The following is a 19,770-nucleotide window of genomic DNA, read 5'->3' as shown; positions in this document are numbered from 1 at the left end:
TGAAATAAAAAATGAATTCAGTTTTGAACATTTTCCATCAAATTAAGTGGGTTTTCGTCGATATGCAGCGTCAAGTTGTACAAAAAATAGTTACGAAACACACCCTGGTCCTACGTTACTTATAAGAGTTATCGCTTGTTATTATGCAGCAGCGAGGTCAGCACAGAACCAGTAATGAGTTACGTAAACAGAGAGTCTTTATCTCCGGAAGCGGTGCCCGTTCTGTTTGGTTTCGCCATAACCTTGAGAACTTCAAAAAGCGCCTGAAAGCGCTGGAGCGTAGAGCCAGTGACGACGAGGCGTGTGGAGAAATCGAAACGGCGCATCCCGGTTATCTGGGTTCACAGGACATATTCTATGTTGGCAACCTGAAAGGCGTTGGGCGTATTTACCAGCAGACATTCTCGGCCAGACTGTGTGTTCTGTTCTTTTTGACGATCGGATGTCAGAAGATGATGGCTGCCGCCAGACTGACGATGTCTGTCCTGCTGCTCAATATCCCGTCCGGGGGCGTGATGATGCTGTCAGGTCTGCTGCCCGGTGGCCGCTGGTTTACGCAACTTTGTGTCCTGCACCTGACCGTTATCGGAGCCGTGTTATATCTCCCCTGATCATTCCTTTCCTGTCGAAAATTACACTGTCTGTTGTTTAATTATGTATTAACCCGGAGAGACTCTTTAACCTCATATAGTGTACCAGCGATATTACCTGTGATGAAGACAGATATCCGGCCAGCAAGATGGGAGCCAGCCGGTCACCAGTTCTGCCAAGTCCCGCTGATGAATATGTTCCTGCAATAAAGTCAGGGCGGCCATGCTACGGTGGCCGGCGATTTCATCATCCGGAATGACCGTAACGTCTACCAGCGGGAAAGCGCTGCTGTAGAGTTTGCCTGCCAGCGCCGTATCGTCAAATTCGTCCAGCCAGCGGGGGGAGTACGGATACGGGCTGCGTTTCCCCGTATAGAACAACACTGGTATCACCAGTGGCAGTTTTTTATGCCCTGCCTCCAGGTGGCACTGCATGGCGGCCTCCTCCGTGTTATCACGGCTTAACGGCCCGAAGCCATTTATAAAGACTGCGCGCCGACACGCCGGGCCGTTCAGATCCTTCAGCGATGGAATAGCCCCGCTCAGTTACCTGGCGGACAGCTTCTTCCTTAAATTCAGGGGCAAAATGTGGTGTGCCTATAGACTACTTCTGTGCTCAAACCATAGGGCAGATTTGTCTAAAGGCTCGGGGGACACTCCACTTCATACCTGAATGGTGGAAAGCAAAATCACGGCACACAGGCGAAAAAAAAACAGAAAATAGACGCCGGTTTAACCCCCCGGGGGTGGCAGTGTGCTGTTGTTAGTGCTTCAAGGATGTATACATTTAATTAAATATGTTAATTCTTTTTTGACTTTAGGCATTGTTTTTTCATGTTTTTTGCTATGGAAATATTCTGACAAAAAGAACCATAGCGATCTTTTTTTCTGCAATTCTTTTTTGTTTTGGATTTATGTGTTGACTTAATTAATAAAATTAGATTTTTATTCTTTGTTTGTGTTATTTGTTAGTTATTAAGATCGTTAAAATATACTTTTACAGCATTAATGATTGAAACTAGAATGGCGGCCAGATGAAAAGCAATCCGGCGGATAAATGCCATGACTGTGCATTTGGAGAGATAGTTATTTTTTATCGATAGTGACACATAGAATAAGTGGGATACTGTGGTATGGATAATAGTGTCATTCAGCGAAACAGAGTGAGCGATCTCATTAATAATGAGATCTCTTTCAAGAAAAAAAAGCACCATTCTTTTGGTGATATGTCGGAAAATCGTTTCTGGCTGTTGATTGAAATTTCACCCATTCACAGTGAAAAAGTGATTGCCGCGTTAAAAGATCATCTTGTGTTGGGCTACACAAGGCGGGAAGCATGTGAGCGCAATGGAGTGGCGGTTGGATATTTTTCATTAAGTCTGGCGAAAATTATTAGAATTGAAAATGCGGTTACATTACTGACCATGTTTCAGGAATGAACGCCATCAAGGCCTGGGAACTTTTATATTAGATAATCCATCTTGTGTGTGATTTTAATTAATCTCGCGCAATGAATTTCAACCGCATTGGTTTATCCGTGTAGTTGAATGCTTGACGTTTACAGGTGCAAATTAAAGGCTCACTTAAATTACTGAGTTATATTGCTCGTTAATTAATTCTGATGCACTAGGAAATTCATAATGCAAAATAAACAGTCATTGAATATCACGGAGTGTGGCATATTAAACGTTGTGACGCGTTATCAATTCTCAAAGAAAACAATGTTGCTGTTGATGACGTGGTGCATGTTGAGTATGTCTTCTTTGCAAAGTATTGCTGCGGAGAAAATAAAGGTTGAAAAAAATTCTCAGGAGTTTGGTGTTAAGTTGGGAGTTAGTCGACTTATTTATTCACCGGGTTCGATGGGGCAAAGCATATCGGTAAGTAATCCCAGGGATTACCCTATGCTGGTCCAGTCTCGGGTGTATACCGAGGATATGAAAAGCAAAGCCCCCTTTGTGGTGACACCACCTCTATTTCGCCTGGATGGATTGCAACAGAATAATTTACGTATTATCCGTACTGGCGGGGACTTTGCGAAGGATCGCGAGACACTCCAGTGGTTGTGTGTAAAGGGTATTCCTCCGAAAGCGGATGACTTATGGGCTAAAGATAAAGAAGGAAAACCCGCGGTAAATAAGGCTGTTTCATTGAACCTTAAATTATCTGTGGATAATTGTATTAAGTTATTTGTTCGTCCGGAGAGTATTAAGGGCCATCCTGATGATGTGGCATCATCGTTGTCCTGGGTTCGCCATGGTTCGCAGTTGAAAGCGGTAAATGATACGCCGTTTTATATGAATTTGTCATCTTTAAAGGTCGGTAATACTGATATTTCAGATATACACTACGTGCCACCATTTTCGTCATATATATTCGCTTTGCCCAAAGGAACTGCGGGCAAGGTTTATTGGACCGTTGTCACTGACTACGGTGGTGTGAGTAAAGTGTATCAGGCAGATATTAAGTAAATAGTATCGGTTTGTCTGTGGGTTAATTAAGCATCATATACAGCAGAGTGTAATTATTTAGATGTTGTTAATCAGCTAATTTAACGTCCTGAATCAGAACCATTGTTTCGGGAAGGTAATAAAATGGAATATGGCTTGATGAAAAAAATCTTCTCTAAAAAAACATCGGTTGTACGTTTGGTTTATAGTCCTGTAGCCCTGGCTGTTAGCATGGTTTTTATCTGTGGGATGTACAGCTCTGGTGTGGAAGCTAAATATTACACTTTCGATGCTTCTCAGTTAGATAAGGGTGGGAATGTTGATATTTCTTTGCTTGAGCAGGGCGCTCAGTTTCCCGGTACCTATCTGGTGGATGTGATGCTTAATGGTAAACGAGTTGACTCACGTGAGATGGCCTTTCATATCGAGAAAGATGCAAAAGGTAATCCGTTTTTACAGACATGTTTAACACGTAAGCAGTTGATGGATTATGGTATTAAGGTGGATAGTTATCCCGGATTATTTCCGGTCCTCAAGGGGGGGGATGGCAGTGGTGCAACTCGGGGGGCTGACTGTGCGCGGATATCAGCGATCCCCCAGGCCAGCGAAACCTATCAGTTCAACAATCAACAGTTGTTACTGAGTATTCCACAGATTGCGCTGCGTCCTCATTATACAGGTATCGCACCTCAGGCACTTTGGAATGATGGTATCCCTGCATTTTTGATGGATTACCAGGCGAGTTCTTTTCGTTCTAGCTATCGTAGTAATGGAGCAACATTAAACACAAACGGTATGGATGTTCAGTTATTGCCTGGCTTGAATTTTGGGGCGTGGCGTTTACGTAACCTGACCACCTGGCAGAAGCAGAACTCACAGAAGGGAAAATGGCAGACCTCCTATACCTATGCCGAACGTGGGCTGTATAGCCTGAAAAGCCGTTTAACTTTGGGTGACCGATTCACTCCATCCGATGTATTTGACAGCGTTCCGTTTCGCGGTGGGATGATTGGATCTGATGATTCCATGGTGCCCTATAGTCAGCGAGCATTTGCGCCGGTAGTGCAGGGAGTCGCCCAGACACAAGCACGTATTGAAGTTAAACAGAACGGCTATGTGATCTATAACACTACAGTGGCACCAGGCCCCTTTACTTTGTCGGACCTGCCTGGTGTTAATGGAGGTGGTGATTTGCAGGTAACGGTTTTCGAGGCGGATGGAACCCGTCAGATCTTTACCGTGCCCTATACCACGCCAGCGATTGCGTTACGCCAGGGGTACATGAAATACAACGTAATGATGGGGCAATATCGCTCTGCGGATACGTCGGTCGATAAAGTGCCTGTTGGTCAGGCCACAATCATGTACGGTTTACCCTGGAACTTAACGGCTTACAGTGGGGGACAATGGGCCAGTCATTACCAGGCGGGCACGTTGGGATTAGGGGTTTCCCTGGGGGCCTTTGGTGCAGTATCGGTGGACAGTACATTATCCCGCGGACAGAAGCGGAACCAGGATGTAGAGCGTGGGCAGAGCTGGCGTGTTCGTTATAGTAAGTCATTTGAAAGCACCAATACCGGGTTTACGCTGGCCAGTTATCAGTATGCGTCGCCAGGTTATAACACATTATCTGGGGTACTGGACTCTTATCGCTCGGGTGAGGTCTGGTCCTCAAAGGACTACTGGTATCCAGGGGCGGGGTATCAATCTTCCTGGAATAACAATAATTTTGCAGATAAACGAAAGTCACGTACCAGTGTGACGTTGAATCAGCCGTTGGGTGAATGGGGTGCACTTTATTTTAGTGGAAGTAGAGAAGATTACTGGAATCGCTCGCAGAGTCAAAATGAGGTGTCAGCACGTTACTCTGGCCCAATGATACAGGGCATTTCCTGGTCAGTAGACTGGACCCAACGTAAATGGAATTACTCCACCTATCGTGGAAATAACGACAATAAGACTGAGCAGTCTATTAACCTGTGGATTAACGTACCGTTAAATCGTTGGCTGGGAGGCAATACCAGTGTTTCTTACCAGATGCAAAACAGAACAAACCAAGGCACGTTACATAACATGGGATTGAATGGTTATGCCTTTGACCAGCGATTGTACTGGAATGTAAGTGAACAGATAGCACAGGGGGGGACAGGTAGCAACCAGAACAGCAGTGACCTGAACTTACGCTGGAATGGTACCTACGGTGAAATCAGTGGGGGATATGGCTACCGTAAAAACGGTAATCAGGTAAATGCCGGGGTTCAGGGAAGTATGGTTGTCCACCGGGATGGTGTGACGTTTGGGCAACGTCTGGGGAAAACGGCCGCCCTGATTAAAGCACCCGATGCCAGTGGTGTCTCGGTTATGAATGCTGCAGGGGTTAAAACAGATTTTCGTGGTTATACCACCCTGGGGAACCTGGCTCCGTACCAGGAGAATATCATCAGTTTGAATCCGGTAACTCTGCCAGCAAATGTGGCGATACCGCAAACAGATACCAGGGTAGTGCCAACAGAAGGAGCTATTATTCCGGCGAGTTTTGCGACACGGGTTGGTGGGCGTGCACTGATTACACTGACGCAGGTGAATGGTAAGCCTGTTCCCTTCGGGGCTGTAGCCAGCCTTGTGGGCCAGGGGGATACCCGGTGGGATACTGGTATTGTCGGAGATAGTGGTGACGTATATATGAGCGGTTTGCCCGAAAAAGGGCAACTTCAGGTGCTGTGGGGTAACGGGCAGCAGCAACACTGTCGGGCCGACTATCAGTTATTGAAAAGTGACGAAATTGCAGGTGTGTCAAATCTGAAGGCATTGTGCCGGTAAGTGACCAGGAGCTGATAAAATGACTCAGGGTGTAATAAAGAGGGGGATGGTAGCATTCGTTATCTTTGGGGCGGTATATGCTCATGCTAACGATGATGTGGACATCACGCTAAACAGTGCACTGAATTTAAATTCGCAAATCAGAGATGGTCAACTCATTGGCTATGGTCGAATCAGTACTCAGCAGGCGCACAGTGGATACCAGGTGTGGCTGAATGCTGAAAGAAATGGTGAGTCGCCAGATCGGTATGTGTTAACCGGGAAAAGTAACAGACAACATAAATTGTACGTAATAATTGGTCAGAATGGCTGGGTGCCGGATAATAAAGGGGGGGAGGGAATTATAAAACGAACCCGTGAAATGCAGGAGCAATTTGATATTGTGGCAAATGGTCATCAGAGTGTGCCAGTAGATACCTATGTTATTACGGTGCAGGGTCGTTATTTTGAACCGTGAATTTGTCAGGTGGCAGATAAAAACCTGTAAATAATGATGTGAAGTTTATAGTTAGCTCGGGTATGTAAATAGTGCGGAATGCGTCTGTTAATACCAGACGAAAATATCTTTTTTTGAGAAAATCCTTACGCTATGGTGTTTATACTATAACAATGAATCTAATAAAGTTATTTTTAATAATGTCATGTAGATATTGGTGATGAATAAATATGCCATAAATAACTGCTCCTTGAGAGCGTTTATTGCGCCAGCTTCGTTTAATTTTACTGCATCGATATGGGTTCTAATATAATTAAGGAGAGATAATGCGTGCTATATGGAAAGTTTTGTGCTGCTCATGCCAGTATACTGGTGGTTGCGGTAATATATCCCGAAACCCAATCACTGTTTTGTATGAGGTGAATTTAAGAAATAACGAAACAGGCTTATTTTCTGAATATTATCGTATGGTATGGGCAGGCTGGGCACCGAATTTAATGAACACGGGACCACCGGTGTGGTTGACTATCATCGGAAGATAGTATCTGCGGCTTTATTAAGCAAGCTTGTCGACACAGATGTACAATGTTACAAGTGCAGGCCTGTCTGTCCCGGAGGTTAAATGGGTAAGACGATTAATGTATTAAACGTGAATGAGACAGTTGTTCACGGATTAATTGAACTTGCTCGATTATTTATTACTTAAAAAAGGCATTATCAATGAAAAAGACTGCATTATTTTTAGCTCTCTCACTGGGTGGTATTTGTGCGGCTAACGCTGCTACACAGGCGACCTCAACCGTAACCATCTCGGGATCTGCCGTATATAGTATTGAAGCACAGCCTGCAAAGACTTTAGGTACCTATCTTGCGCAGGGGGCTACCGTAGGTGGATTCGTTGTTAGCAATGCGGGTCCGATCGAGGGTAAGGCGGAAGTGAGATTTGCTGATGCAAACATGTGCCGTTCTGAGAGCGCTACAAACCCGTGTTATATTGACCAGACCGATCCAACAAAAACCATTCTTCTCTATGCGGATGGACTGAACTGGGCTGAGGCTACCGGCTTTACTACCCCAGTGATTAAACCTGGTGCTACATCTATTATTAATATGAATGCAACGAAAGAACAAACGTTGACGCCTGGCGTATATGAGTTGACTGCGAACGTTCTGGTATCGACTAATTAATTTTAAGTAACAGCTGAGAGTAATCCATGCAGGGTGGCAGAACCACCCTGCATGTCGTGTGATTGTAAATTTCAGACAATTAAATCCGGTAATCATACAATGAATTTAATGTCAGCCATTGTAACATTTAAATATTATTACAGATGGCTGCCGTATTAATATTTTAATCGGGGCTGTAGAATGCGCCAATATAAGTTGGTTATTTTTCTGTATTTAGTATTAGCAGGAACAGCGTCATATGCGGCGGACAATACAACCTGTGTGGCACTGAACAAAACAGTGACCAGCGACGTGCAGGAAAATACCACGATTGTGGAGTTTTTCTCCTTTTACTGCCCGCCCTGTTATTTCTTTTCTCAGAAGCTCGGGATTGACAACGCTATCCGTGACAGCCTGCCGGCAGGGCAGAAGATGGTCAAATATCATGCCGGTTTTCTGGGGGAGTTGGGGGATGAACTGACCCGGGCATGGTCGGTTGCCATGGTGGCCGGTCTGGAAGAGAGGGTAGAGCCGTTACTGTTTGATGCCGTCATGGTTTCCCGGACGCTGAAAACGCCGGAAGATATCCGGGCGGTGTTTGTGAAGGCCGGGCTTTCTGCAGAGGAGTATGACCGGATGCTAACCAGTCAGGAAGTGGCCAGTATGACGGAAAAACAGAAGCGTCTGTTTAAGGAATATGGCGTGACGGGCACGCCGACGGTGTTTGTCAAAGGCCGGTACCGTGTTGAGAACGGCGCGTTTCAGGCGAACAGCCTGGAAGGGTTTCGTGATGCGTATGTGGCTGCAGTGAAAGGCCTGCTGAATGATCCGGTCACGGTTTGTACACCGGAGAAAAAATGAGCATCTGGCTGGCAGGCCGGTGAACTGGAGGAAGCTAAATAAGTGGAAAATGCCATGTCCCGTCGGAAACGCATACTGCTGACGGGGAACTGTGAATATGAACTGCTGGGGGTGTCACATCTGCTTGCCGGTATGGGGTATGCCGTGGTGCGACCGGAGATGTCACCTCCCGGGGCATATGACCTGGCCCTGGTGGCACTGAGTGCGGAGCCGCTGGTCGGCTGGGGACGGCATCTGCAGGGTATCAGAATGCTGCACGCGTCCAGTCCGGTTCCCATGGTTGTTCTGGTACCTTCGCGGCTGCAGGAAATGCGACTCCTGAGAGGAACTGCGCAGGTTATCAGTGGCCGGGACAGCCTCCTCCGGCTGCGTGACATGCTGCGTCAGGCGCTTAAGGGAAGAGCCGGGCCGGAAAGCTCAGGTGAACTGACTGACTTGCGAAAGCGGACTTTGATATCCCTGTGTACGGCCATAAACAGGAATGCCTCACTGAAGGCGGCATCACGCAAGGATTATTACCTCCGGGCCTGCCTGGTGGAGTATGCAGGGGTGGAGAATCTGCATGTACTGTGCACGAGCGGCCTGTTACCCGGGGTGATTACAGATGAGACCGGACAACGGTTCTGATATGTGAAGACCCGGGGCAGGTATTTCAGCTTCCGGGACACCATTGCTTCCCCGTAGTTACAGGAGAACAAAATGAGTAATGACGCTTGCGACAAAATTCTGTCTTTTATGCAGTCACAGGCAAACGGCAGGATAAATATACCGGTCAGGACCCGGAGTATTGCGGATGCGGCCGGGCTGACAATATACCAGGCCAGGGCTTATCTGGTTACGCTTGAGGACGCCGGCGTGGTGGAGAAAATGAATGCAGGTAAAGGCGTGTCCGGCCGATGGCGGCTGGTCTGACGGATATCCGGTAAAACAGGGGCATGGAGAGAACAAGTGGCCGGAACAGATATTGCGGTAACTGACTGATGAACTTTCTGAAGATGATTTATTACATCTGTATTTCTTTTGTCGTCATGATATCACTGGTGTTTTTTGTATCGGTATTTCTGTTACTGAATATTGAATGAATATAATCCGGGGCTGCATGACAGGCCTTACGGGAATAAAGCTCTTTTTATCCGGACATCTCCATACCGGTAATTCCCCGGAGAATTTTTTTTGCAGAAGGACAACATGCCGGATGACGAAAGACGCGCCGGGTATGGCGGGGGACGCTTTTCGCTCCGGGCGCTGATTTTACTGCTGCTGACCAGCGCTTTTATCTCCGGCTTCCTGACCGGAGCCCTGGCCATGCTCTGGTTTGTCATTGACTGCATGTAATGCGATGAACTGAACATCCGGAACCATGACTCTGAGACGTTTACTTAAACAAAAACCGGCACTGCTGGCTGGCGCTCTTCTGATGGTGGCCGGTGCGGCCACACTGTATTTTCCGGAAACCTGGTACCCGGAGGAAACGCAGTGGCAGCTTGCGACAGAAAAAGACATTCCCGGTATACAGGGCGGTCTCTCCGGCCTGACGTGGAACCCGGACAGCGGAACGCTGTTTGCCGTGACCGACCATCCGTCGTCGGTGGTGGAGCTGGACACGGACGGGAACGTGCTGCGGGTGATACCATCGGATGGCGACCATGATTTTGAGGCCATTGAGTACCTCGGCCGGAACCGCTATGTCCTGTCCCGGGAGCGGGGACGGATGCTCACCACCCACCACATTGGCAGGAACACGTCTGTCCTGCCGCCGGCGTCATACACCCTGACCCTGGATGTGGACAGAAAAAGCGACAATGCCGGTTTTGAAGGCCTTGCCCGTGGACGGGGAGAGAATGCACTGATAGTGGCGCAGGAAAAGAAACCGCTTCGTTTTTTAGAAACGGACCACAGCCATGACTCTCTGTCGGTCAGTGATTCACTGACACACCGGTTGTCCCTGCCGTGGTTCCTGAAGGATATCTCCGGCCTGCATTACGACAGGAAAAACAGGCGGCTGTATGTGCTTTCCCATGAATCAGCCCTGGTAATGGTGTCAGACCCCGAGGGCGGCTGGAGGGTGATGCCGCTGCGCCGGGGACACAGTGGTCTGGAGCGGGACATTCCACAGGCGGAGGGGATAGCTTCTGATGGCCGGAATTCGCTGTGGATAGTCAGTGAGCCAGACCGGTTTTACCGCTTCAGCCGGACAACGACGTCATGACGGTCTGGACGGACTGCAAACGGGTGGTTTGCGAATCGGGGAAACCAAAGGCGTTCTCCACGCCCGGTCGCCCCTACGCAGTTGCACTTCCTTTCATTTGCTGTGGCCAGTTTGCGGGAAGACTTTCACCTTCAGTAATTAAGTTTGGGGTGATCTTCTTTACTCAATAAATTATTTTTGTCGTTCAGCTCCTCACGAACTTTTGCCAGTGACTTCTGAAAAGCCGGGATTGTTTGTAGCCTTGCAAACTCTACTGCTCCCACATAACGGCCGGCATCAACATCGCTTTGCCAGTGAGCACCGCATATCACTCTGCTTTGCCCGAACTCCCATCCTCGTCTGGCGAGCTCCTGCGCGCGTTCCGGTCTGGCCTGGGATAATACTAATGCCAGAAGTGTACCATAAGCAGTATGCCCGGAAGGGTAAGAGCCATCTTTTCGTAAAGTATCCTCATCTTCAGGACGGCAGGTAGAATGATTAAATAAGACAAAGGGACGAGTACGCATATAATATTTTTTTGCCGAAGCAGTAGCGTAGTAGCCGCCCATTTTCAGAAGATTCTGTAACATATTCCAGGTTTCTGGCGTATCTTTGGGATTAATTTTAGCACCCACTACTGGCGAGAATATTCTGGCTATATTTTCCACGCTTACATCTGCATCCTCAGCAGCTTGTTTCCATCGCGGGGAACCCTTTATCGCATAGCCCTTAAAATAAGCCTCCTTATCATAGCGGAAAGCCGGATCATCATTACCTGGCGGTGGTGGTAAGTAGAACTGACTGTTCACTGATTCTTCAGGAGAATGAAAGGGTTGCACTGTTTCTGCTGATGTATATTTAGCTACGATCAGTGGTAGAAAAAATAGTAAATAACGACTTTTCATAAAGACTCACTCCGGATCAGGCAATAATAAACAGATGTAATCCTATAATGATTTATTGCAATGGTTATTCAACATACAGGTAAAAAAGCAGAACGCTGCACTGGTATTATTGTCTGTCCATACCGGACTGACTGCTGCGGACAACAGAACAATACCGGTACTTCCGGCTAACAGCATTTTGTTTAAATTTTCTCCCCGGTTGTTTTTTATCTGCGTGCCTGATTGACACGCATTAGGTTAAAATGTTTCCGTAATAACAAACTATGAATAAGTATTTTAAAGTATGTGCTCTGTTACCCCGGTAACTACCATCAGTCATGATGTGCTGAGTATTAATTTATGATTATGAACAAGAGTCGGAAACAGTATTTAAGAATAAAGAAGCCGACAAAGAAAAAATGCCAAAATTGGCGAAGGGATTATTGTTTTCAGTGATGAAAAAGTTCATGGCGGAGATATTGGATTCACTTGTCGGGGTTAGCGAACCGTCAGATGAAGTGATAGGCGTTATTACTGGTAATAATCTCCCTGTAGCTAAGTAAGCTTTCCTGACAGGCGTGATAAAAGTTCCGCGCGATAAAAAGGCTTGTACCTGGCATTATAAGACTCGCGTCCTGCAGAAACAGGGCAGGGAAGGGCGCGGCGGTTTTAATCAGGTATATCTGTTAAATCACATCCTTCAACTGGAGCAGCCTTTGTTTTAACCTTCCTCTCATCGGGCCGGAATGCTTCGCCTGCGTTGATGTAGCAGAAACCGGAGAAATCACGCCATCCGATTTCTTGCAAATATCAGGCGCAAAAAAACAGACTTGCGCTAACAAGTCTGTTCCTCAAGAGCCTTTCTTTTAACAACAAGTAACAGCGTTACATCGTGTTTTTACCGGCTTGCCTTTGTGTCCGTCAGCATTGCATCTTGCAAATCTGATCAACCGGCTTTGAATAGTGGTGCGGACTCGGAGTCATATTCACGATTAACGTGCTGTTTGTTATTGGTTTTGTTGGTATTTCTTACAAACAGCGCTCCCACGAAGGCCCCCATAAAAAATCGCTTTATTTTTGTGATGGTTATCACGAAAAATCGTTGTTTAAGGGTAGGGCTTCGTTATGTGTCCTGGTCCATATATAACGCCAGAATGAGTTGGTTTAAATTTTCACCAAAAAGTCGCTTCTGAATCGACAAATAGAGTAATTTTTCAACCCGTCGACTTTTCACCCAGAAATCACACACCGCTCCTCACCGTACCATAGCTGTGAACGCTCCAAATCCACGAATTCCCCCTCATCGTCAATAAGCTCCTGAAGGGCGCTTAATCCTTCTTCTGTTTTTCGGGCTGCAATATGCGATTCCAGACTGTCCCACCACAACTCGGCGCAACCATCAAAATCGACGGGCAATGAATTTCTTGTCTGCTGAAGCGCTGATTGCGCGGCACTGTTCGCCAGGGGAACTGTCTGGATGTACTTACGAATACCAAGACGTTCTGAGTGTTTAACCACCAGTGAGGCATGTTGGTTACGCCAGTAATGATCAAATTCTTCTCGCGTTAAATGGGCACGCCTTTTGACGCACATGACTAGTTTTAACATGTTGCTACTCCTGTCATTTCGGGAGTTCAAAGCTTACACTCTGACAGCGGTGTCAGAGTCAAGAGGACGTTATGCAGATTGGAAAACTGGCGGCATTGACTGGCGTTAGCATACGGATGCTTCGGTACTACGAGAGCGCAGGTTTGCTTCATCCTTCGCGAACCGATACGGGCTATCGCAGTTTCTCGTCAGAAGATGTGGATATTGTCAGACGGATACTTATTCTAAATGGTGCAGGCTTCACGTTACCGGTTGTGCGTAGTTTGCTGAACTGCGTACATGCAGGAACCTCACCTTGCGAGGAACTAAAAGCTAAAGTGCGAGAACAACTGGCACAGATAGACCGTCAGTTTGACGCGCTCTCGGAAAGCCGCAATCTTCTCAATAAGTTTCTTAATGACTAGCCCCTGACAATTTACCTTCTAACACCATGTGGGAAATGGATTCTACTCCTCCGATTGAACATTGTTCAAATTCACATTTGATATTGACCCTGGCCCAAAGGGGAAAAGCTGATCGCCGAAGCGCTGGGCGTTGCGCCAGAGAAAATCTGGCCTTCTCGTTATAGCTAGTCAGGCCAGAGATGGGAGCTACGGATTTCCATTCCCAGAAAAGCAAAAACCCAGCCATAGGCTGGGCTTTCTGAATAAGTGGTGCCGGACTCGGAATCGAACATTTGTGCAATCCTATGTTTTGTATAACAAAAATAAACACATATTTATTTTTACCAGCTAATATTTACCAACAAATCATAGATGTTGTCAATTTAAATCAATAAGTTACGTCATTGTTCGTTAGTAGACATCAGTAAACATCGGTTTTTAGATAGTGTAAACATCGTGTTGTCAAATAAAAGAGCACTTTTTGCTAAAATATATAAGCAATTGTTTTTAATTAAGTTATCTTCTTTTATCTCCGTTTCCATCCTAAAAAAATAAAAATGCTAAAAATAAGTGCTGATCGTCATAAGCGATATTCGAATGATACATTACATCAAATAACACAAGGAAAAATATATGAAAGAAAAAACAAAACTTATTCGTATTTCAGAAGTAATCGATCGTACCGGATTCTGTAGAGCTTGGATTTATCGACTGATTAAAAATAATAGTTTTCCAGCTCCCGTAAAAACAGGGGAACGGTCTATCGCATTTATTGAAAGTGAGGTTGATCAGTGGATTGATGAAAAGATTTTTTATTCACGCAATCAAGCTGCGTAAAACTAAATATAAGCCACAGAGTGGCCTATATTTGTTTTTCTAGTAATGCTAAGTATCTACGATAATATGCAATCGCACTATATTCGCTTGTATTCATTTTTTCAGCCACTTCTTTCCACTTTAGACCGGATGATCTTAAATTAAATGCAAGACAGCGTTTTTCTTCTGCTTCTTTTAAATAGTCTTCACGAGGAAGGGATATATAGTTTTTCACAGTAGAAACAGATACACCAAACTTTTCTGCCATTGCTTTTTGTGTCATTGGTCTTTTCATTCTTTTCTTTATAATCATAAATCCTCCAAAAAGTTTATTAATGATTTTGCTTTTCTTGTTTTTTTGGCTCTTGCTGATTGGATTGAAGAAAATCTTTCAGCCGTAAAATTTCTCCACGTCCATTTACAAATACTGTTATTGATCTGTTTTATTTCGCTGTATGTCAATGGATTGTTATGATTACTGTAATCATTCAGCATTGTAGCTTTTGAAAACATATCAAGATAAAAGTCATTATATGTTTTATTTGCTTTATATTTCAAAACTTCTTTATAAGCTATTATTCTCAGATCTTCAAATAAATTAACGTTGCGACCTAAACCATATATTTCACTTCTGCTTTTAATGTTTTTCGTCGTAAGAACATCAGGCACAAACTCAGACAAGTAAGTTAAATCATAGGTTTCACTCTCAGCCCACGTTGTACGCCATTCAGCTTCATTTAACGGGTTTTTTATTAAAATATCAGCATAAGCCTTATCAGCATCTAATCTTTCTGTAAAACCACATTGAACAACGGACGCAAGTTTTAAAGGTTTTATTCTTGCTGAGTCTGTTTTAAGAACTGGGCTTTTTAAAGCATACAACAAGTGTGCATGGCCATTTCTGGTATTCTGTATGATTATATTAGGTTTTGGCAAATCAGCTAGATCCCAAGCAATAGCGCCGTATTCGTGGTCTACATCGAATACAAGACCGTTAACGAAAGAGCGATTATTAAATCCAATATATTTCTTTAGTAATGCCTTTTCTTTAGGGTTTCGATACACACCATCATTAAAATCATCTGTGCTTAATACGTATTTTTGAATTTGACTTTTAAACTTATCTTCATTATATATATCTTGTTTTAAATACATTTAGCTTCCCTTAATAAATTAAACGCTCCTTTTTATAAGTTTCTCTGACTGGTAAAATAGGGGCTTTATTTTTTCTTTCACAACCAACATAGTTAGTCATACCTTGTATTTTTATATTTATTTTTAATATACAAAATAAATAATATATTTTAAGACTTTGTCAAGTAGATATTAGCCATATCAGATAGTATGTATTATTTGGTTATAAATATTACTCAGTGAAGCTATATTTATAGTCTAAAGGTGCCTTATTATTTTATGGCACTAATAAAATAAAACCATGCCTATAAGATATTAAAATATTTTCCGTGCCTTATAGCCCATCATAGACCTCTGCCGTTGTTTCCCATCGTCAGAATTCGAATCGGTAACAGATGATGATCGATATAAAAGATAGATAGCTAGATATTGATAGGTTTTAGTAATCAAAAGGCATTCAATCGATCGGTATTTAATTGGTTAAAACGATCGATTGTTTATTTGTGATAGTTTAAATCTATCGCTATGTGCTTTTCGATCGGTACAAACGATATGACTGGGCATGAAAATAATTGAATTCTAAGACGTTTACAGGTCGATCGTAGATCTGTGCCATTGGTGAGGAAAGGGTATGCGTAAATTTATGTTAGCGGCAGGTCTTGCCACCCTGCTAACGGGGTGCGGTGATGATGGGGTTTACGGCAACTATATCAATCAACAGTATGGTGTCAGGCTTGATATTCAGAAAGATGTGATCAAGTTTCGTGATGGTGTTTTTACCGTTAAAAGCTGGGATGAAAGCAAGAAACCTATCTATATCGCCAAAACACAAAACAAAGATCTTGGCTCTTGGACTTTTAAAATCGAAAAAGTCAAAGATGGCGTAGTCTATCAAGGTGCTTTTTTTAAAAGGAACTGAAAAATGGAAAACAACACAATCAAATGCCCTTTTTGTCTAAAAGAAAGTCAAAGAGGTGTTCAGGTATGCACGGGCTGCCAAGCGTCAGTTCTGTATGGAACATATCCCGGTTGGTATGCTTTCGTGGTTATATTATTGACCTTCGGCCTGTCGATACTGATCGGAATGTCTACAGGTATGGCAGGAGCTACTATTAGTTTACCAATAATAGCTATTGTCGGTTTCGTCGCAGGTAAGGCGATTTTCTCAGATAACATTATCTTCAGAAGAAGAATGTAAACCTGTCTTGCAAGGTGATGGCTCGCAGTGCGAACCATCACCTATCTAAATTTTTCCCTCCATAGCGTCATCAAGATCTAAATCGGAACCCACTTTGTGGGACCCCACGATTTAGCACTTGACGATTTTCCCCCGCTGCAAATTTTACTCAAAGCTACTTATTGCGCACAGCTACCAGAAGACAATATATTATTTACCCTATCTTTTATTTGCATTTTATTTTCCGTGTGGTGTATTTATTTATGTAGCCGCTATTGACTAGATCTTATTATCGGTTATTTATTTAAATACAGGTGTAGTTCAGCTTTGTTTTTTTGTTTTTCGGAAACTGAGGCAAGGTGTAATAGCGTATCCGCTATTTACCCAATCCTTCGGATTGCCCTATCTCGCTTTGCTCGTAGGGTTGAAAAAGATCTACCCTTCCGCCTGACCCTATCAAGGGTTGGCGGTAAACCATACAGTTTAATATTATAGGAGTATTTAAAATGAATGATGATTTAAATTTTATAAATAACATAGATGGGAAAATTTTATTTGAGCATTATCAATATTTAACTAATGCCATACTGGGTGATGATGACACAAAAAAAGAGTTTGTGAAATATGAATATTATGACTTGGATTATTTAAGGTATTATCTTGAAGCGAGTATCTATTTTTTAGGTGAGGCAAGAGATGAAGCAAATAGAGATGTTGAAATAAAAGATTTAAACGAAGTAGTGGAGATAATAAATAAATTATCAAATAGGGCTAAGGTTGCTTTAGCTGAAAATATTATATTATGGTTTGAAGATATTTCATTAGTAGGTTCTTATAATACACTATTTAGATTTTTAGTCAGGGAGAAAATAATATGATGATTATGTCTGTAGCAATGGTAATACTTTGTATTATGTTGGGAGGTTTTATGATCCGTAGCTGCACAGGAAAAACAAACTCTTCAAGCGAAGCAAAGCAAGCAATATCGGATGTTAGAAAAATGATAGATAAAAAATCACTGATTAAATACAAAAGGAACAATAGAATATGATTGATGATGACATAGAAAAACAAATGAGTTTAAAATGAAGTTTGAGGTATTAGCAAGATTTTTTTATTACATAGAACAAGATAAAGATATACCTTTTAGTGAAATAAATAGTGATGAGCAAAGGTTGTGCTATTTTGTAGCTCATAGATATATACAAGAAAATAAAGCTGATGACCTTCTAAAATCGTTGATTGATGAAAATGATGAAGACTATATAAAAGCTATAAGAGATTATATGTTTACAGGTGGAAAATAAAATATGGATACAGACAGAAAAAGAGGTCGTATAGAATTAAATCACGAAGAACGCAGAGATATATCTATACAGTTTAGAGTAAACAAAGTAGAGTTTGAATATTTAAAAGAACTTGTTGAGGCGTCCGGCCTTGAGAGGGGGCATTACATTAGAAAAGAGATTTTAAACTCTGAACCTATTGTTAAAAGAAAAATGCCTGAAGTAAATCAAAAAACATATATGCAACTTTCAGCAGTTGCCAATAACATAAACCAAGCAACAAAGAAACTAAATAGCAATGAGTATTTTGATAAAAACGAGGTTGATAAATTCAACTTTAATATAAAGCAGGTTGGTAGAAGGATAATAGAAATAAATAAAGACTTGGGGTATATATGAAAGGGAATGTGGCTAAAACGGGAAGATCATTTAAAAATAGAGTTGATTACATATTAAAAGATGAGCACGGTTTTATTTGTAGCAATATGTCAGCAGATAAAAATAACGTTAGTAATTTAACTGATGAGTTTAAAACTGTAAGCAGCTTTAGACAAGATATAAAAAAAACAGACTTTCATGCATTTTTATCTCTTCCAAAAGGTGAAAAATTAACAGATGAAAAATGGCAGGAGATAGCAAAAGACTATTTGAAAGAAATGAATATTGATATAGAAAAACATCAATATATTTGTGTGCGTCATAAAGATACAGATCAAGACCATATTCATATTGTAGCAAATAGGGTTGGTTTAGACGGTTCGGTATGGCTTGGGCAGCACTCAGCATTTAACACAATAGCAGCTTGTGAACGTTTAGAAGTAAAGCACGACCTGACTATCACACAAGGACTAAAAGGCTCTAAATCAGAGGTATCAGCACCAACCAAGAACGAGATCGAGCAAGCCCTCCGTACAGGTGAAAAACCAGCTCGTATCGTGCTACAGAACGCATTACAGGCGGCTATGTTGGGTAAACCAGATCTGCAGACGTTTATAGACAGAATGCAGGCCGTAGGCATTGAACCTTGGTTCAATGTTGCCAGCACTGGCAACGTAGCGGGTTGTTCTTTCAGTGTGGGAGATGTGGCATTTAAAGGCTCACAGTTGGGTAAAAAATACAGTTGGAACACAATTAAAACGAAGGTGAAATATGACAAAAATAGAGATGATGAACTCGTTAGAAGATTCTCAGCAAGAAAAGATGATGAACCAAATAGTATTGGACGATCATTTGTTGAATCAAATATCAATGACAGTAGAGCCATTGACAGAATCGATGATGATATTATCAGAATCAGTCAGCACAGCATTAAACCAGACGCAAAAGACATTAACCAGAGTGAACAACTCATTAGAAGCAACAAATACAGCTTTAAACTCAGCGAAAAATATAATAGACCAACAAGCCGTAAAGTTAGAAGAACAACACAGAAAACTGCACAAATACTCAACAGAGTTAAAAAACAATACAATAAAGAACCAATCAAGCCTTATAATCAAGGTAGCTTCAATAGTGGGAGTTCTAAATTTAGCAGCAGTTCTATCAGTAGGATACTTGATCATGCAGAAACAGCCACAACTGCCACCAATAAATTTAGACTCAAAGGCCGTGGCAAAATCAACAGCAGAGCAACTAAGATCGAAGAGATAAGGGAAAAGTTAAATATAAAGAAACCAGTTATTCAGCCAAAGAATAAAGAGAAAGTGATTAAAGAAGAAATAAAGAAAAAGCCATCCTACGTAGTTCAATACGAAAACAGGTTTAAGACTAAATTAAAATATAAAATTCAGCAATATGAAGAAAATAAAAAAGAAAAGGCAAAAAATTCAAATGTTGAAAAATTTAAAAATAATTTATTTTTAAATTAAAATGTATCAATGTGATGTGTTTTAATATTTTTTTCTAAAGCAATAATTGTTGTTTTTTCCTAATTCATTAACTTAAATATAACACTATCTTATATAAACTAA

At 42.7% G+C, this 19,770-nt stretch carries 22 protein-coding genes and 4 pseudogenes; 20 read left to right on the top strand and 6 right to left on the bottom strand.

What is annotated here, in order from left to right; genetic code table 11:
- Positions 1 to 155: 155 nt before the first annotated feature.
- Positions 156 to 404 (top strand): annotated as a pseudogene (locus ABVN44_RS08160) (IS481 family transposase); the annotation flags it as partial.
- Positions 405 to 684: 280 nt separating this feature from the next.
- On the opposite strand, the pseudogene ABVN44_RS08155 reads toward ABVN44_RS08160, so the two are convergent.
- Positions 685 to 1,031, bottom strand: a pseudogene (locus ABVN44_RS08155) (Rpn family recombination-promoting nuclease/putative transposase); the annotation flags it as partial.
- A gap of 16 nt (positions 1,032 to 1,047) precedes the next feature.
- A pseudogene (locus tag ABVN44_RS08150) lies at positions 1,048 to 1,191 on the bottom strand (transposase); the annotation flags it as partial.
- Positions 1,192 to 1,723: 532 nt separating this feature from the next.
- On the opposite strand from ABVN44_RS08150, the gene ABVN44_RS08145 reads away from it, so the two are divergent.
- From ABVN44_RS08145 to ABVN44_RS08100, 10 genes are all read left to right on the top strand, one after another.
- Positions 1,724 to 2,029, top strand: coding sequence for a PapB/FocB family fimbrial expression transcriptional regulator (locus ABVN44_RS08145; protein WP_000370555.1), 306 nt, complete (start codon positions 1,724 to 1,726; stop codon positions 2,027 to 2,029).
- 201 nt (positions 2,030 to 2,230) lie between these two features.
- On the top strand, positions 2,231 to 3,061 hold the full coding sequence (locus ABVN44_RS08140; protein ID WP_023231671.1) for a fimbria/pilus periplasmic chaperone: 831 nt from the start codon (positions 2,231 to 2,233) through the stop codon (positions 3,059 to 3,061).
- 210 nt (positions 3,062 to 3,271) lie between these two features.
- Positions 3,272 to 5,860: a fimbria/pilus outer membrane usher protein gene (locus tag ABVN44_RS08135; protein ID WP_031619421.1), complete on the top strand. Its 2,589-nt coding sequence runs from the start codon at positions 3,272 to 3,274 to the stop codon at positions 5,858 to 5,860.
- Positions 5,861 to 5,879: 19 nt separating this feature from the next.
- Positions 5,880 to 6,317 carry an AfaD family invasin gene (afaD, locus tag ABVN44_RS08130; protein WP_000191852.1) on the top strand — a complete coding sequence of 146 codons (438 nt, stop codon included), beginning with the start codon at positions 5,880 to 5,882 and terminating at the stop codon, positions 6,315 to 6,317.
- 699 nt (positions 6,318 to 7,016) lie between these two features.
- Positions 7,017 to 7,484, top strand: a complete 468-nt coding sequence (locus ABVN44_RS08125) for a hypothetical protein (protein ID WP_023231669.1) — start codon at positions 7,017 to 7,019, stop codon at positions 7,482 to 7,484.
- 180 nt (positions 7,485 to 7,664) lie between these two features.
- The gene (locus ABVN44_RS08120; protein ID WP_023231668.1) at positions 7,665 to 8,324 is read left to right on the top strand and encodes a DsbA family protein; all 660 of its coding nucleotides are present in this window, start codon (positions 7,665 to 7,667) and stop codon (positions 8,322 to 8,324) included.
- A 54-nt stretch (positions 8,325 to 8,378) separates the two neighbouring features.
- The gene (locus ABVN44_RS08115; protein ID WP_000091128.1) at positions 8,379 to 8,951 is read left to right on the top strand and encodes a hypothetical protein; all 573 of its coding nucleotides are present in this window, start codon (positions 8,379 to 8,381) and stop codon (positions 8,949 to 8,951) included.
- Positions 8,952 to 9,023: 72 nt separating this feature from the next.
- Positions 9,024 to 9,236, top strand: coding sequence for a FaeA/PapI family transcriptional regulator (locus tag ABVN44_RS08110; protein ID WP_000063793.1), 213 nt, complete (start codon positions 9,024 to 9,026; stop codon positions 9,234 to 9,236).
- A gap of 261 nt (positions 9,237 to 9,497) precedes the next feature.
- Positions 9,498 to 9,659 (top strand): hypothetical protein, encoded by a 162-nt coding sequence (locus tag ABVN44_RS08105; RefSeq protein ID WP_001816720.1) that lies wholly within the window; start codon positions 9,498 to 9,500, stop codon positions 9,657 to 9,659.
- 25 nt (positions 9,660 to 9,684) lie between these two features.
- Entirely contained in the window at positions 9,685 to 10,533 is an 849-nt protein-coding gene (locus ABVN44_RS08100; RefSeq protein ID WP_000175393.1) for an SdiA-regulated domain-containing protein, read from the top strand.
- 131 nt (positions 10,534 to 10,664) lie between these two features.
- On the opposite strand, the gene ABVN44_RS08095 is transcribed toward ABVN44_RS08100, so the two are convergent.
- Entirely contained in the window at positions 10,665 to 11,417 is a 753-nt protein-coding gene (locus ABVN44_RS08095; protein WP_000842411.1) for a non-specific acid phosphatase, read from the bottom strand.
- A 1,209-nt stretch (positions 11,418 to 12,626) separates the two neighbouring features.
- On the bottom strand, positions 12,627 to 13,004 hold the full coding sequence (locus ABVN44_RS08090; RefSeq protein WP_000916345.1) for an EthD family reductase: 378 nt from the start codon (positions 13,002 to 13,004) through the stop codon (positions 12,627 to 12,629).
- A 71-nt stretch (positions 13,005 to 13,075) separates the two neighbouring features.
- Here ABVN44_RS08090 and ABVN44_RS08085 point away from each other — a divergent pair, with 71 nt between their 5' ends.
- The 3 genes and pseudogenes from ABVN44_RS08085 (at position 13,076) to ABVN44_RS08075 (ending at position 14,224) form a co-directional block, all read left to right on the top strand.
- Positions 13,076 to 13,408, top strand: a complete 333-nt coding sequence (locus tag ABVN44_RS08085; RefSeq protein WP_001165472.1) for a MerR family transcriptional regulator — start codon at positions 13,076 to 13,078, stop codon at positions 13,406 to 13,408.
- 90 nt (positions 13,409 to 13,498) lie between these two features.
- A pseudogene (locus ABVN44_RS08080) lies at positions 13,499 to 13,576 on the top strand (helix-turn-helix domain-containing protein); the annotation flags it as partial.
- A gap of 444 nt (positions 13,577 to 14,020) precedes the next feature.
- Entirely contained in the window at positions 14,021 to 14,224 is a 204-nt protein-coding gene (locus tag ABVN44_RS08075) for an AlpA family transcriptional regulator (protein WP_023231667.1), read from the top strand.
- 25 nt (positions 14,225 to 14,249) lie between these two features.
- Here the strand turns inward: ABVN44_RS08075 and ABVN44_RS08070 are convergent, their stop codons facing one another.
- On the bottom strand, positions 14,250 to 14,516 hold the full coding sequence (locus ABVN44_RS08070; protein WP_023231666.1) for a helix-turn-helix transcriptional regulator: 267 nt from the start codon (positions 14,514 to 14,516) through the stop codon (positions 14,250 to 14,252).
- Positions 14,513 to 15,358, bottom strand: a complete 846-nt coding sequence (locus tag ABVN44_RS08065; protein WP_023231665.1) for a replication initiation protein — start codon at positions 15,356 to 15,358, stop codon at positions 14,513 to 14,515. The genes ABVN44_RS08070 and ABVN44_RS08065 overlap by 4 nt, the downstream gene beginning before the upstream one ends.
- 610 nt (positions 15,359 to 15,968) lie before the next feature.
- Here ABVN44_RS08065 and ABVN44_RS08060 point away from each other — a divergent pair.
- The 6 genes from ABVN44_RS08060 (at position 15,969) to ABVN44_RS08035 (ending at position 19,668) form a co-directional block, all read left to right on the top strand.
- Positions 15,969 to 16,256: a hypothetical protein gene (locus ABVN44_RS08060; protein WP_023231664.1), complete on the top strand. Its 288-nt coding sequence runs from the start codon at positions 15,969 to 15,971 to the stop codon at positions 16,254 to 16,256.
- A gap of 3 nt (positions 16,257 to 16,259) precedes the next feature.
- Positions 16,260 to 16,535 (top strand): hypothetical protein, encoded by a 276-nt coding sequence (locus ABVN44_RS08055; RefSeq protein ID WP_023231663.1) that lies wholly within the window; start codon positions 16,260 to 16,262, stop codon positions 16,533 to 16,535.
- Between the two features lie 485 nt (positions 16,536 to 17,020).
- Positions 17,021 to 17,392, top strand: coding sequence for a hypothetical protein (locus tag ABVN44_RS08050; protein WP_023231662.1), 372 nt, complete (start codon positions 17,021 to 17,023; stop codon positions 17,390 to 17,392).
- Between the two features lie 207 nt (positions 17,393 to 17,599).
- Positions 17,600 to 17,821 carry a hypothetical protein gene (locus ABVN44_RS08045; RefSeq protein WP_023231661.1) on the top strand — a complete coding sequence of 74 codons (222 nt, stop codon included), beginning with the start codon at positions 17,600 to 17,602 and terminating at the stop codon, positions 17,819 to 17,821.
- A 3-nt stretch (positions 17,822 to 17,824) separates the two neighbouring features.
- Entirely contained in the window at positions 17,825 to 18,199 is a 375-nt protein-coding gene (locus ABVN44_RS08040; protein ID WP_023231660.1) for a plasmid mobilization protein, read from the top strand.
- Entirely contained in the window at positions 18,196 to 19,668 is a 1,473-nt protein-coding gene (locus ABVN44_RS08035) for a relaxase/mobilization nuclease domain-containing protein (protein WP_023231659.1), read from the top strand. Before ABVN44_RS08040 ends, ABVN44_RS08035 begins: the two co-directional genes overlap by 4 nt.
- The last annotated feature ends 102 nt before the right edge of the window (positions 19,669 to 19,770 follow it).

Origin of the sequence: Salmonella sp. SJTUF15570 (assembly GCF_043357055.1) — a bacterium.
Taxonomy (GTDB): domain Bacteria; phylum Pseudomonadota; class Gammaproteobacteria; order Enterobacterales; family Enterobacteriaceae; genus Salmonella; species Salmonella enterica.
Note: the sequence above shows the minus strand (reverse complement) of the source record. Positions and strands in the feature narration are given on the sequence as shown.